The following is a 13,722-nucleotide window of genomic DNA, read 5'->3' on the forward strand; positions in this document are numbered from 1 at the left end:
TGTTTTTGAATTTATAGTTTATGACCTCTTTTCCCCTGCAGCTGAATGCTGCGTTTGCCAGATTTCCTTTTTTGTTCAATTTTATCCCCTGCGGAGTTTTGTTTTTGAGATTTTTCTTCGGTAACACTTTTCTTTAAATCTTCCAATAATTCCAAATATGCCGGTGTGGGAATAATCCGGCTATAATCCTTTTCAACCGGGTTGATCAATGTTGAATTCCTGAAGTAGTCAGCGAGCAGCATACAATTATCCTGACGGCCATAACCGGTAAATCCGGAAAGGTCAATCTTTGCCTCTTTTTCAAGCTCACTAACAGGGATGTACGATCTCAGATGAATTCCGGGTTGGGAAATGATTCCCTTTTCGCCGAATTTCTTAGCCGTAACTATTTCCGATATTTTTCCGTGATGGCGATAATTTAACCGGGCGGATGAAATCCAGTTCTTTGCGGAACGCTTCATTTCCAGATCCTTGTCCATTCTGTTGATATCTGAGTTTGCTAAAAGGAATCTAAAAGCCTCCGGTAAATTATAAAAATGATACCGTCGGATCTCCTTTGTTGCGGGCGAGATCAGTGGGCTTTCGGTCATTTCAACTTCATACTTCCACCGATTGTCATAAAGCTCTTTGTGTTTTCTATTTTCCTCTAAACTATAGAGCCAGTCCTCCGTCATAAATTCCAGGTGAAGTCCAATACCATATCTTGAATCATTTACCGCCAGGGCTAATTCCAAGTATTGCGAACCGGGGTCATAATTATTTTGAAAATAGAAATCAAAATCCGTAAGATTTTCAAAGTCCCTAACAGTTTTCTTACCAAAATCCATGTAAATCCCCTCTAATATGGAACATTGTTCGTAGACCTCAGTCCCCAGATACGGGAGTCGTGAAATTTGAAGAATCGTCTCTGAGTTATCAGGTGAAACAATGCTCCCGGAGTTATAATAATTACCCGTTTTAATTTTATGGTATACGCAATCAAATCTCCGGACATCTCTTAAAATCAGTTCTTCCACTGCCTCCTGAATCCCGCTATAAAAATTCCATTCTTTAAACGGAACAGGAAAATTCTGCCCTGGAGTTCGTGCTAAAACGTCTGTATAATCATTTCCTGTGAGTTCCAGGATATATTTGAATTCATTTTCCATGTCGTTAGCATATGAGATAAACAAGAGTCTTCGCTTTCAGTTCTTCTTTATAGCCTGGGTCCTTGAGTGCCTGGTGGAGGGACGTTTCTTTCGGATCTGATTCGCTTTCGCTGAACTTCGTCAGTTTTCTCGGCCAAATCAGCTTTATTTTCTACTTGACGTTTCTTAAACGCTGAGTCCAGCATTATCAGCAGTTGAAGAGCACCCTGATTATTATCAAAGCTCATATACATTCCTTTGCCAGCTTCATTCACTTTCTGATACTTAGATAGCACCACGGCGTCTTTTAAATTATCGATAAGCTCCGCCTTTCTTAGATAAAAGGGATAGGGTAGTCCACTGGCAGTGTCCTGGTCAAACAGCCGCTCTTCCAGGCTGAGTAAGTTTTCAATTCCTTTTTCAACATCATAGTGTGATTGCTCCTGAATGACTTCATCATTCAACAGATCCACTTTCGCTACAGCGTTTTGCACTTTTTCCCAGGTTAACCTTAGCGTGTATGACGATTGGATCTGCTCCCCAATATTATGCTGTTGCTTCTGGTCCATATTTAGGAGTAGCGTCAGAAATCCATCATAAGGAATCAGGTCAGTATAATGGGAATAATCATCGTTCCTGTAACCCGGTTCAACAAAATAATTAGCCAGCAATAAATGTTCATCGCTATCATTGTAATTTCCCAGGGAGGAAAGATCTATTTCCGCTTTCTGTTCTAATTGACCTACCGGCAAGTGACACTTCAGGTGGATACCCGGTTCTGGCACATTTTCTCCTGTATCCGGATTTTTTATTGCAAGAAGCTCGGCAATTGGTCTTTTATCCCTTCCGGACAGTTTAGCTCCAGAAATCCAGCCATTTTTTTTCGAAATGATTGCTAAATCCTTATCCAATCCGCTGATATTTGTTTTTAACAATTGCCGGAATGCCAGAGATAGTTTGTGAAAATGATAATTTTTTATATCCTGAAAAGTGTTTCCTTCAATTGTATCCTCTACAATCTCAACTTTATATTTCCAGTCATCATCAAAACCCCGTTCCTGTTCATAATAGTTTAACCTATGCTCCCAGTCAGTAATTGCCTCATCCACGTCAATATTGAATCCGGAATTGGACTCGTATGAGTAAGATCCCAGAAGTAAAAATGGACTTTCAGGGTCATAGTCACGAAACCCTTCAAACTCAAATCTGGTTCTTTCCTCAAAATCCGCAATTGGCCAGTCCTCAAAACTGAAATAAATACCGGCGGTTGGGGAAGCGTCGGGGGAATCTTCAAATGAAATCCGGATGACCTGTAGAAGCAGCGCTTCAGTTTCCAATGAATGAATGGATGCTATTTCATGATATTTTTTGTGTTCAGAAGTTTCAAACATTTGTTCAAACGATCTGATATCTTTCAATATTAAAGCATCCATTGCCTCATTTATGGACATAAAGAGATTGGTTTCTTTAAAGGGAACATGAGTGACGTATTCACCATTGTTTCCCTCGTTCTTACCATAATCTTTGCCTTCTACTTCAAGTTTATATTTGAACTCATTTTCCATTCTAAGCAATTTTAGATCGATTTACCCCTTTGTATTCCTGCTTCCTGTACAACTCGAGGACTCTTATTGGGCTTCAGGGTTTCTGAATCAGGGTTGGAATTTTTTTTTTGATTATCGGAATTTTCCAATGCGTTTGATTGTTCGTCAGCTGAAGGTTTGCTGCCATTGTCTTTTACAAAGCTGACGCTTGCCTGCCTCGTGTTCTTTTCCTGCTGGATGCGCTCACGGGCTTCCTGAGTCCGGAATTGATCATGGTAAAGCAGTTTCCCCTCTGCATCCATAAAAGTAAATGTCCCCCGTTCGGGATTTGCCCTGACGAATACCTGACTGTACTTTTCCTGGTTCACTGGGGTAAGTGTTATTTCCCGTCCTTCAGACATGTAGGCTGCAGCAGAGATCTTTTGCCTTTCAGAAGAAAGCTCAACAAAATCAAAATCGCCTAATTTAGTAACCAGATCGAAATCTCCATATCGTTTGGTAAGATGGTTCCCACTGTCCGTCTTTTGATTAAAATCCAGCTGAATCCAGGCTCCATATTTTTGACTTTGGTCATCAAAATACGTTTTGTGTACTGCTCTTGGTTGTTGCTGATCCACCATTAAGATATAGGCTTCATTAATGCTTACTCGGTCTGCAGCTTTAAACCATTGGCTTACGGTTGTTCCATCATCGTTATAAAAGGTCGCTTTAAAACCGTTATAGTAGGCCTTGTTATCCTTAATCTTGATTTCAGGCTCAAAATCCATCCGCTTATTTTCAATGACTTCTGATGAAAATGGGCAGATTTCGGTTTTGCCTGCCGCAACAGCTTCATCAATTTCTTTATCAAAGCGATTGCCAAAACCGGCTTTATCGATTCTATTTTTGACGCTTTCAATGTTTTCAATTATTGTTTCCATATTTTTAAGATTTTATAAAGTGAATAAATGAATTATCGCCTAACGCCTCTTTTTTGATTAACTGCCATTTGACGGCGTGATCTTTGAGGTAGGCGACGTACTATTGCTTTGTTTTGTGACGGAGCAGCCTTTGCTTGTCCCGGACGGCTTTGTTGATTGTATTGGTGATTCACCGGTTTAAGATCTACATTCCGGTCTGGTGTGATTAACCATTTTGCTGCTGCGAAGCCGAATTTTCTTGTTGCATCCAGGACATTAGCGGCAAACATGAACGTGTTTCTCAAAAGTCGGATGTATGGGTTAGGATAGATCTGGCGTATCAGGTTGCGATGCTGACCCCGAATAATCCTGAGTTCTGCCTTTTTGTAAAGATTTAGACGCTTATTTTTATTCTTATTCAGGATATGTTTGTAGATATCTCGTTTTGCTTTCATGAAGCTTCGATCTTTTGTGATGTTACTACCATATCGCTGTGCGAGTTTGTCCTCGATCCGTTTCCAGGATTCCAGGTCTTTGTCCATTCTGCTTTTTTGCGATTGTTCTTCCATGTTGATCATTCTATAGGTTTTGTAATAATTTTAATTGGCCGCCATTTCCTGAGCAGTCGTCAATTGGGGTTCCCTCACCCTTAGTAGATGCTTTCCTTTGAGTTTGCAGGTTAGTACCCGATCTCCATTTTTCTCGAAAACCTCAATTACAAAATATTTCCCATCGGCAATCGTGAACTGATCAAAGGCTAGGACCATATTAACAGGATGGTCGAGGGTAGATATTCCGTCGGAAGTCATTTTTTTATACAGTGGCTGAACCTCTTTTTCTGTTACTGAAGCGCGCTTTGTTTTCCGTTTATCCCGGATATAGGTTCTTGCAAAATCGATATGATATGGTAGTTCGGCGTTGTTGGTTACAGAAAGTTGAAAGAATAGCACTCCATCTTTGAGGTAGGTTCCGTGCAGTGACAGCCGGGATCCGCCTTTCTTTTGAGAATGAGGCCATTTGCGAATCGCCTTCATGCTTGCGATTCTTTCAGAATATTGTTTTATCTCACTGTCATTAAGCCGGTCTTTTACAAATTTTACAGGAGAAGAGTTTGCTGCACCATTAGTTCCATTTGTTAAATCAATGGTAAGGCGAGCAGGTTGTGGAGTATATTTTAATGCAAAAGCATAAACCTTTCCGTCCGCTGTAAAAACATGCAGATTGGTGGGACTGATATTTTCGAAAGCGGCTTTCAACTTCAGGACGTTGCTAACATCTTTTACCACTTTTGTTAAAATGTCTTTGCTTCCCCGATCTATACTTTTGATTGCTTCCGGGAAAATGAGGACACTGGTTTCAATATTGGTGATGGATAGTTCCATGGGCGCGATCACGGTTGGTATGTATGACTGCTCTTGCGCATGAATCGCAATAGTTGTCGAAAAGCAGATGGCAAATAAAAATAGCTGTTTGAAATAGTGTAACATGGCTAATGAATATTTAATATGAAGAATTATGAATTATTTTTATCCGGAGCAATCAGTAGCGGGTATCCAGCTTTTACCACAACTTTTACCAATTTCACCTTTCGGGAAAGGAGGTTTTTAGCCGCTTCAATGCCTGCAGATGCTGCTTGTGCCCCGATTGAGGGGTCAAGGCTTCCAATACTTAAAGACTGAATGGCCCTTTCTGAACTTTCCTTTGATGCATCCCGGTTAATGCTGCCGGGGATACGGATACCAGGCAGACCATCCATATCATAGGCAATTAGTGAAACAGGATATATTGAATTGCCTTTTCTGATTGAGCTGAACGTGACCCCAAGTCGTTCTCCATTTAAAGTGCAGGTTCCAAAAACAAAGCTCCCTTTTGGAATTAATTGGCCCTGGATATAAGCATCCTGTTCCAGGCGAATTTTTATGGTGCCACCGGTAACAAGTGTTTGACTCTCATGCACAACAGCCTGGATTGCATTTTGATCATCCGAAAAGGAGGGATCTTCATCATAAAAGCCAGAGGAGACGACTGCAGATTTATTCAGATCATCATTAGTAAACACATCACTGATCTCCTTTTCCTGGTTAACTGTTACGGGGAACACGTTTCCTTTATTCTCCAGCGATTGCTTCTTTAAACGCTGACTGACCCGATCAGGATGTTGTACGTCGAGTATTTTATCCAATAAATTACCGGCCTGCATTAATTCGGGGTTGGTTTCAGCAGGCTGAGAAAGAGACTGCATCATCGACTCCAGACGTGCTAATTCGGCTGTGTTTTCTTTGGCTGAGACGGGAACCTGTGAGTTGGGTTTCACAGGAATTTCATCTGGATATTCAAGCCTCTTTTGCAATTGTTGAATTTTTTCTTCCATTTGGGCTTCTCTCGATTTTTGAAGCTGTTCGTTTAACGGAGGAATAGAAGGATAAAGTGGTATATCGGGTGAGTAACTAAAAGCATTATTTCCTTGCGGAAATGCTGACCGGGCGGAATCTGGCTTCCAGGAGCCAAAAGGGTCAGAGATTCCGGGTTGACCGGAATCTCTGGGAGCCCGTTCGTACAAGCTTAACTTGTCCGTTTTCTGTTGATCATTTACTAAAGGGTCAGGAAGTGTTGTGCTTAAGGCGCTGCTCTGTGAGTTTTCCGTCTGTTCATTTCCTTTGCCGCCGCCAAGGGCATAAAAGAGAAAAACGATAAAGGGAACCGTAAGGACAGGGATCATCAATAAGAACTTTCTCTTTCGTTCCTGGATGAGTAATGTGTCTTGCATTTTTATTTTTTTATTTGATTAGGGAATGATTGTTTTGAGATTTTTTCGGCAAAGGCAAGGCTATCTAAGAACCCTGGCCGCTCTTTTAAAAACTGTTCATATTGCTTTCTGCCCTCTGGTGTTTCGAAGAGACTGTCAATGAACACCCGGAAGCGGGAGAAAACAGCGGTATCGGTGATCATTGGGAATGTAACAGGTTCTGACGGCCGGATCAGTCGAGGCAATGGCTGTTGCCTTATCTTATTTGAGGTAGAAATACTCTCCTGGCCCTCAAATAGTTCAACTATTCTGTAGGTGCTTGTGCCCCCAAGAACAAGGCAAAGAACAAATAAGAAAATTTTCTGCTGTTTTTTTTCCCAATGCCTCGTTTTCCGATGCATCCATTCCGCACAATCTCGCTGGCCTTTTGCACTTCTTTTACCGATTTGATGAAATAGGTCCGATTGTGTACCAAGCTTTTGTATTCTCCTTTTTATTTTGAACATGATTTACCTTCTTGTAGTGGAAAGAATATTGTTGTCTATGGTGAACCATTTTTCTATAAGAAAAGCATGTGGATTATTATCGCTGCGTTGATTGAGTTCACGCAGATAGCCTTCTGTAATAAGGTTACGCGTAATGGTGGCACTCGAGCGAATGACTTGCTGTTTCCCATAAAAACGGAAATGATATGGATATTGATCCAGATTAAGAGAAATGCTATCATAAATAACCTGCTGACTGATGTTACCGCTTACAATGCTCGCATAAAATCCTTTTTCTTTCAACGCATCGTATTGTTGTTTTGCACTTTCATCTGCCAGGTATAGCGCCCTGCGAATACTCTCTTCAATAGCCTTATCATCAGGCGAGAAGGAAAAAAAGCAGTCATGAAAAGTCCGAATGTGGTCTCTTGCTTCTACAGCAAGGTTGTTTTTTCGACTGGACGCCGTTGCCTGAAGCGCTTTACCATTAGCAATAACATAAATAGAGCTTTGCGCCTCACTCACTTTTTTAATGCAGTAGTAAAAGCAGAACCCGGCAAATAAGGTACTCGCAAGGATTAGTACAGCAGTAAACAATCGAATATGCTTAAAGGCGGTGTCAATATTTTTTAACTGTTTGATCATGTTCCCATTATTGTTGTTGTAAACAGGAACAAAAGTGAGCTTACAAAAAGGCGGTTATTGTGAGATTTTGGTAGGTGGGAAAAATTTTTAAAGAATTAACCGAGATATTAAGTACAGGAAGGGTGGATATCAGAAGCCAATAAAATAATAAAAATATTTGTTGAATATTTGGACCTATGGTATCAGCACTAGATCTTAAATGCAAACAAACAGTTTAAATAGTATGATTGTCTTCAAGGCCAACATGTTGTATTTGAGGCGTCTCAAAACAATAAATACGCATGCAAATCAAACAGATTTCATCATGATTACGCTAAAAATGTTCAGGAATGTACCCCCATAATAAAAATGGCTTTTTGATTAAAGGCTCTGTATCTGTCATTATTTTAGAAGTCCGGGTAGGTTTCTTTTAAGGCAGTTGTTTTGCAGCGATTACATTCAACTGTTAAACGGGAGGTTAAGCCCTGTTCTCTCTTGTTACGGTAAGCTAGGGTTACGTAAACCTCGGTGTTCCGGTTGAAAAGCATAGATACCCCATAAGAGCCTTGATAAAAAAAGGCCCGGTACTAATCCGAGCCCGAGATGAAATCATTGAATGATTTTTTTAAACCTGCCTTTAGAGTTTGAATGAGACACTGGCTATAAAATTGGAGGGTTTTTGCGGTGTTCCGTTATTATTCCAATACCGCTCATTCGAAAGATTGTTTCCTTTCAATGCAAACCGGTATCTTAAAACATCGTAAAATACCGAGGCGCTGAGCAAGGTATAACCGGGAACTTTAAAACTATTGGCGGCATCAAACCATGAGTCGTCTACATAATTCACACCGGCACCCAGTCCCAGTCCTTTGGCTTTACTTTCCTGGATGGAATAACTTACCCAGAGATTACCAATATTCTTCGGACTAAAAATTACATATTTACCTTGCAGGGAGGGTGCCGCATTGCGATACCTGTTCTCGTTAAAGCCATAGCCTGCTACTATATTCATCCCGGGAATAGGGTTGGCAATTACCTCCGCTTCCACACCGCGACTGCGCTGGGTACCATCCTGGAATGTGAAATTTTTTCCATCAATCAATTCTGTACGCGTTGAGTTAGTAACGCTGATATCATACAGGCTGATGCTTCCTGCCAGCCGTGTATTGAACAGGTCAAATTTCACACCTCCTTCTAATTGGTTTCCGTATTGAGGTTTCAATACAAGGATCGTATTATCGGGCTGGGTTACCGGCGCCAGGTTCACAAATCCGTTCATATAGTTCCCGAACACTGATAATTGGTTAGCGATAACCTGATACACCATGCCAAACTTGGGCGATAAGGAAGTTTGCTCATAGGCACCGGTATATAAGCCGGTTAGTGCATTATAAGTGCCTTTGGTAGAAAAACGGTCCACTCTTAAGCTAAGCATTGCCAGTAAATGATCCGTAATATTTACCACATCAGAGGCGTAAACGCTTGCATTTTTGGCAACTGTTGAGGTAGTTGAAAAGCCCTGTTTTGCCGACATAGAATCCAGCGCAGGTATGCTCATGCCTTTTAAAGGTTGGCGTATATTGATCACATCGAAATTGACAGTAGCCCTGTACAGGTCATTATAATTATGGTTATAGTCGATACCTGCTACCAGGCGATTACGAATAGACCCGATCTTAAAATCGCCGATGAAGTTTTGCTGTACTTCTATGTTGCCAAAGGTTTCAGGGGTCTGGTTTCTGACCACTCTCGAATACATCGAATCGTTGACCATATTAAGAGCAGTCCAGTATAGGCTTTTATAGTACCCTACCGAGTACAGGTAATTGGTTTGTAATTTCCATTTATCGGATATCTTATATTCCACCTGGGCCTGTATATTATTAATACCGTTGTTTACATCAACACTGTTATTGATATAAGATTTTTTATAATCCAGCGGCAGGTCTTTAAAATTCCTGGCGGTAATATTGGTCAGGTTGCCAAGGCCGAATGAAACAACGGTATAATTGCCACGAGTCATCTCCATATCCAGTATGAATTTTAAACGATCATTCACCTGGTAAGAAAAAGTAGGGGCGATCGTGTAGTTCTTATTAAATCCCTGGTCCTGGAAACTGCCTTCCGATTGTGCAGCTGCATTGATACGAAATAAAGCTGTTTTATCTTTATTGATAGGTGTATTGATATCGGCCGATATACGGCCAAACTCATAACTGCCACCTGCAACGCTGATTTCTCCGCCAAATTCTTCATAAGGGCGCTTGGTAACATAATTATAAACACCGCCAAAAGTTACGTTTCTGTTACTACCAAACAGAGTGCCGGAAGGACCTTTTATAGATTCAATGCGCTCCAATATGGCAGGATTCAGTGGTACAATGGCGCTGGTTGCCATACCGTTTCTCATACCGATGGTTGTAGAAAAGCCTCTCATGCTTAATCCCATAGAACCACCAGCCGAAAAGTTAGGAACAGAACCGGGGATATTACGGTAAAGATCGGTACGCTCTATAATAACCTGTTCCTGTATGAGAGCACGGCCTACTACATTATAAACCTGGGGATTTTCCAGGTTTTTCAAAGGCATACGTGCCACAAATTCACTGGATTTGTAAACAAATTTGTTTTTAGAATTAGTAACGATCACTTCCTGTAGCTGGCTATTGGAGATGGTTATCTGAAAATCGGCTGCCACCGTCCTGTTCGAAGCAACAGTTACCGATTTTTTTAAGGTTTCGTATCCGATAAAAGAAGCTTCCAGCTCATAATTTCCAATCGGGATCTTAGTAAGCGTGTAAAAACCGGCTTCATCGGTTATGGCGCTCCGGTTAGTGTTGACAACAGTAATAGTTACATAAGATGCGGGCTGATGATCGCTCGTAATTACCCTTCCTTTTATCGCTCCGGACTGCGCCAACAGGTCGCTGGCTACTAACATTAACACAAAAAATATCACTATTTGATGTTGATGTCTAAATTCCCTCATAAACATTAAAATATTATTTACTAGTTGTAACGATTCGAAAGTATTAAATCATGGGAATAACCATTTACGATAAGCGAAAAATTAACTCGCTTTAAATAGAGGTATATATAAATGCCACGCAGCAGAAAAGTCATATTGGTAAAACGCTCTAGCTATTTGTCCAGCAAATGAAGTTTGTTCCAAAATATCTACCATCGAATAATATCAATTTTTGAGTTAGGAGAAACTGTTGTTTTAATTGAATCAAAATATTCTCTTTGCTATTTGGGAAAAGCTTTTGCCTAGTAGTACTGACGAATTCAAGCACAAATCAAAATTTAAAGATCTGGTTAGTTTTCCTTCCTCTTGTACCTAATCAAGGGCGGTTATGGTGAGATATTAGTAGATGGGAAATATTTCGCCAAAATTTCTTAATCCTAGGCGAATTATTTTCTCTCTTTTTTGGAGATTATCGATTTTCATGCAGTATTTTCTAATTAAATATCATATCCAGTTAATTTGATTCGATAATGTAAAATAAGCCTAAGAATATAAAATTTTCTAGAACAGTGTCAGAATGGCTCCTACATTAGTTTCGCTTATGATAAGTCTATAAAGGTAAGGATCAATGCAATTCGTGGCGTTACGCCTATTTTAAGCGGCATTTTTTTTTACTAGAAATCTTTAAATACAGGGTAATACGCCCAAGCAAAGACCTAAAAAAAATATCTCTATTTTTTAGTGTACTGTTTAAAAATGTTCATGTTTTCATTATAAATGGGGCTTTGGATACTTAAAAAATTTAAAACACTATGAAATATATGATTTTGGGTCAGTTGTTTATTGGGTTTGAGTTGTTTTGAACTATCAGATAACCAGACGATAAATGGGATCTCGTATTGTTCCTTGGGAGCGATACTCAAAGGCACCCCGTGCATATATAGATTTTTTTCGCCTAAAGATTCTCCATGATCCGACACAAAAATCATTGTGCTTTTATAGCCATTTAATTGTTTTAAATCTTCAATTACATTATGTAAGAGATAGTCAGTATAGACAATAGTATTGTCATAGGCATTAATCAGTTCTTTTTGAGAACAATTTCCCAATTCAACGCTATTACAAACGGGCTTAAAGGTTTCAAATTGCGGAGGGTATTTCTTGCTGTACGTAGGACCATGGCTTGTACTTGTGTGCAGGACAACTAATATTTTATTTTTTTTGCTGATCAGGATTTGTTCTTTCAGGCCACTTAAAAGGATTGCGTCGTAATTACAACTGTCGCCTTTGCAATTTTGCATTAACCCATCTTTATTTTGATAATTTTGAATATGAACAGGGGGTTCTCCCCAGTTGGTGGATCTCCATATAACTTCTACATTATTTCTATATAAATAATTGGGTAAGATTTCATACAAATCGTTGGTAGGGGCGTGCTCCAAAATACATTTTACACCTGCGCTAGTATATGTAGCACAGGACGTGGCGTCAAAATGAAATAGGTTCGGAGTTTGGGAAAGTAGTGGATTCGTGTTTCTTGAGTAGCCGTACAAAGAAAAGTTTTCCCTTCTTGCAGATTCTCCTATGACTAAGACTACAACGGCTTTAGCGCTATCTTTTAATGTTGCATTTGGTAATAAAATTTCTTTTTTATTTTTTTCGTATTGATGAACATAATGAATACCGGTATTTACGAAATAGGACCAGGGCATCGCAAGCCCTCCTAATTGTTTTGAATTTTTATCAATCCATAGCCAATTACTTGAATTAATAAATGCCAGCGTAATCATAAATAATAAAGTAAGCGAGGAGGTGATTAAAAACCGCTTTAACGAAACGCTTGTTATTTTTACTTTAATGATGTAAATGGCAGGAATAACTCCCAATAGGATTATGTATATAATCAATTTAATAGAAAAAAAACTGCTGGCTTCTCCGTAATCGGTATTGAGCACATTGCCCATCATAATTCCATCTACAATAATATGGTAAGTATTGACAAAGTAAAGGGCAATTGCATTGAGAATAAATATTAAAACCAATAAAAATTTCCCAACAAACCGCGAGAGGAAGAATATCAGGTAAAAAACAAAAGCGTTTGCAACCAACATGAGAATTATTAGGCTTGCAATTATAATAATACCGTTTAAACTTTTATAATCAACGTTATTAAAAACAAAGGTGTAGAATGGAAAATGAAAGAACAGGAAATTCAAAAAACCCATTAATAAGGCAAACTGGATTAGCTTTAAATTAAAGAGCGGCTTTAGCTTTGTACTATAAAACTGCTTTAATTTCAAATTATTTTTTAGCATAAATAGTAATAATTTTATACAGTGAAACAACCAGGCTGGCAAGTGACAAATAAAATATTATTAGATTTTCATTAATTATTTTGTTGATTAATATGACACAACCAATCAGGAATAACAGAATAAATATCGGATAGAATCTTTTATTGTTAACCCATGTGCAAAATTTGTATTTCCGGCTGATAAAAATACCTATAAGCCCCGAAATATACCCTATAATACCTCCTGTGATGACATCGAGCGGGTAATGCGCTCCTACACCCACCCTCGTAAAGACAAGCACCAAACCTATGATGATTACGGAAAGAAAAAAAAGAATTTTATACTTCAGCTTTTGAGGTGTAAATGCAAACAATAACACGGTAAGAATCGTAAAAATGGTAATGGAGTGCCCCGAAGGTAAACTGTTAAACCCCGATAATTTTTTCCCGACGATAATAAAACTATTACTATTGAATAGTGCTGCAGGTCTAGGTACCACAAATATCTTTTTTAGCGAACAGGAAAACAGCGCAGAAACCAGCAAGCCAGGTATTAAAGCCTCCCAGATTTTTGGTGCATACACAATAAAAATACTCAAAAAAGATAAAAAAATGAGTGCATCGCCCAATTGGGTAAGGTTAAATTGAAGATTTGGATATTGTCCCAGATTATAATTAATAAAAAAGAAGGTTTCCTCTTGAATTTGTATGTATCTGTCAACATTTAATGCATTTTGACTATACAGCAACAAGACCATTGAAGCCAGTAAAAAAGCGGGTAAAATAAACAAAAATACCTTGAGCCTTGAATAGTTATTAATGATATTGTTGCTCCGGATGGCGAATGCACCAATCCAACTATTAAAAACTGTAAATTTTTTTTGCTTGTCCATGTTTACTTGTAATAGTTATTACTACGACTTGATCTGCCATTGAAGGGAAAAATGTTCGTTAAGCTGTAATTATAGATAGTTGATTAATTCGTTTCACTTCGGCTAATTATTTTGATGATAGGCATCCTAAGAACAGATGAACA

At 39.1% G+C, this 13,722-nt stretch carries 11 protein-coding genes; all 11 read right to left on the minus strand.

The window, feature by feature from the left end; all coding sequences use genetic code 11:
- Positions 1-11: 11 nt before the first annotated feature.
- Complete coding sequence (locus K7B07_RS08335) at positions 12-1,148, minus strand: hypothetical protein (RefSeq protein WP_223708875.1); 1,137 nt, start codon at positions 1,146-1,148, stop codon at positions 12-14.
- Between the two features lie 47 nt (positions 1,149-1,195).
- Positions 1,196-2,692 carry a hypothetical protein gene (locus tag K7B07_RS08340; RefSeq protein WP_223708876.1) on the minus strand — a complete coding sequence of 499 codons (1,497 nt, stop codon included), beginning with the start codon at positions 2,690-2,692 and terminating at the stop codon, positions 1,196-1,198.
- Between the two features lie 11 nt (positions 2,693-2,703).
- A complete protein-coding gene (locus tag K7B07_RS08345; RefSeq protein ID WP_223708877.1) occupies positions 2,704-3,591 on the minus strand; it encodes a hypothetical protein in 888 nt (295 codons plus the stop codon).
- Between the two features lie 32 nt (positions 3,592-3,623).
- A complete protein-coding gene (locus tag K7B07_RS08350; protein WP_223708878.1) occupies positions 3,624-4,148 on the minus strand; it encodes a hypothetical protein in 525 nt (174 codons plus the stop codon).
- A gap of 21 nt (positions 4,149-4,169) precedes the next feature.
- A complete protein-coding gene (traN, locus tag K7B07_RS08355) occupies positions 4,170-5,057 on the minus strand; it encodes a conjugative transposon protein TraN (RefSeq protein WP_223708879.1) in 888 nt (295 codons plus the stop codon).
- Between the two features lie 26 nt (positions 5,058-5,083).
- A complete protein-coding gene (traM, locus tag K7B07_RS08360; RefSeq protein WP_223708880.1) occupies positions 5,084-6,337 on the minus strand; it encodes a conjugative transposon protein TraM in 1,254 nt (417 codons plus the stop codon).
- Positions 6,338-6,339: 2 nt separating this feature from the next.
- Positions 6,340-6,822 (minus strand): hypothetical protein, encoded by a 483-nt coding sequence (locus tag K7B07_RS08365; protein WP_223708881.1) that lies wholly within the window; start codon positions 6,820-6,822, stop codon positions 6,340-6,342.
- Positions 6,823-6,825: 3 nt separating this feature from the next.
- Positions 6,826-7,446 carry a conjugative transposon protein TraK gene (gene traK / locus K7B07_RS08370; RefSeq protein WP_223708882.1) on the minus strand — a complete coding sequence of 207 codons (621 nt, stop codon included), beginning with the start codon at positions 7,444-7,446 and terminating at the stop codon, positions 6,826-6,828.
- Between the two features lie 616 nt (positions 7,447-8,062).
- Entirely contained in the window at positions 8,063-10,366 is a 2,304-nt protein-coding gene (locus tag K7B07_RS08375) for a TonB-dependent receptor (RefSeq protein WP_223711351.1), read from the minus strand.
- 758 nt (positions 10,367-11,124) lie between these two features.
- Complete coding sequence (eptA, locus tag K7B07_RS08380) at positions 11,125-12,708, minus strand: phosphoethanolamine--lipid A transferase EptA (protein WP_223708884.1); 1,584 nt, start codon at positions 12,706-12,708, stop codon at positions 11,125-11,127.
- Entirely contained in the window at positions 12,695-13,579 is an 885-nt protein-coding gene (locus tag K7B07_RS08385; RefSeq protein ID WP_223708885.1) for a phosphatase PAP2 family protein, read from the minus strand. The genes eptA and K7B07_RS08385 overlap by 14 nt, the downstream gene beginning before the upstream one ends.
- Positions 13,580-13,722: the final 143 nt, after the last annotated feature.

Source organism: Niabella beijingensis (genome assembly GCF_020034665.1).
In the GTDB taxonomy this organism is placed as follows: Bacteria; Bacteroidota; Bacteroidia; order Chitinophagales; family Chitinophagaceae; genus Niabella; species Niabella beijingensis.

What these genes read in the sequence shown, in the direction of transcription:
- K7B07_RS08335 (WP_223708875.1), bottom strand. Translation starts at nt 1,148, where the DNA reads ATGGAAAATGAATTCAAATATATCCTGGAACTCACAGGAAATGATTAT.
- K7B07_RS08340 (WP_223708876.1), bottom strand. Translation starts at nt 2,692, where the DNA reads ATGGAAAATGAGTTCAAATATAAACTTGAAGTAGAAGGCAAAGATTAT.
- K7B07_RS08345 (WP_223708877.1), bottom strand. Translation starts at nt 3,591, where the DNA reads ATGGAAACAATAATTGAAAACATTGAAAGCGTCAAAAATAGAATCGAT.
- K7B07_RS08350 (WP_223708878.1), bottom strand. Translation starts at nt 4,148, where the DNA reads ATGATCAACATGGAAGAACAATCGCAAAAAAGCAGAATGGACAAAGAC.
- traN (WP_223708879.1), bottom strand. Translation starts at nt 5,057, where the DNA reads ATGTTACACTATTTCAAACAGCTATTTTTATTTGCCATCTGCTTTTCG.
- traM (WP_223708880.1), bottom strand. Translation starts at nt 6,337, where the DNA reads ATGCAAGACACATTACTCATCCAGGAACGAAAGAGAAAGTTCTTATTG.
- K7B07_RS08365 (WP_223708881.1), bottom strand. Translation starts at nt 6,822, where the DNA reads ATGTTCAAAATAAAAAGGAGAATACAAAAGCTTGGTACACAATCGGAC.
- traK (WP_223708882.1), bottom strand. Translation starts at nt 7,446, where the DNA reads ATGATCAAACAGTTAAAAAATATTGACACCGCCTTTAAGCATATTCGA.
- K7B07_RS08375 (WP_223711351.1), bottom strand. Translation starts at nt 10,366, where the DNA reads ATGTTAGTAGCCAGCGACCTGTTGGCGCAGTCCGGAGCGATAAAAGGA.
- eptA (WP_223708884.1), bottom strand. Translation starts at nt 12,708, where the DNA reads ATGCTAAAAAATAATTTGAAATTAAAGCAGTTTTATAGTACAAAGCTA.
- K7B07_RS08385 (WP_223708885.1), bottom strand. Translation starts at nt 13,579, where the DNA reads ATGGACAAGCAAAAAAAATTTACAGTTTTTAATAGTTGGATTGGTGCA.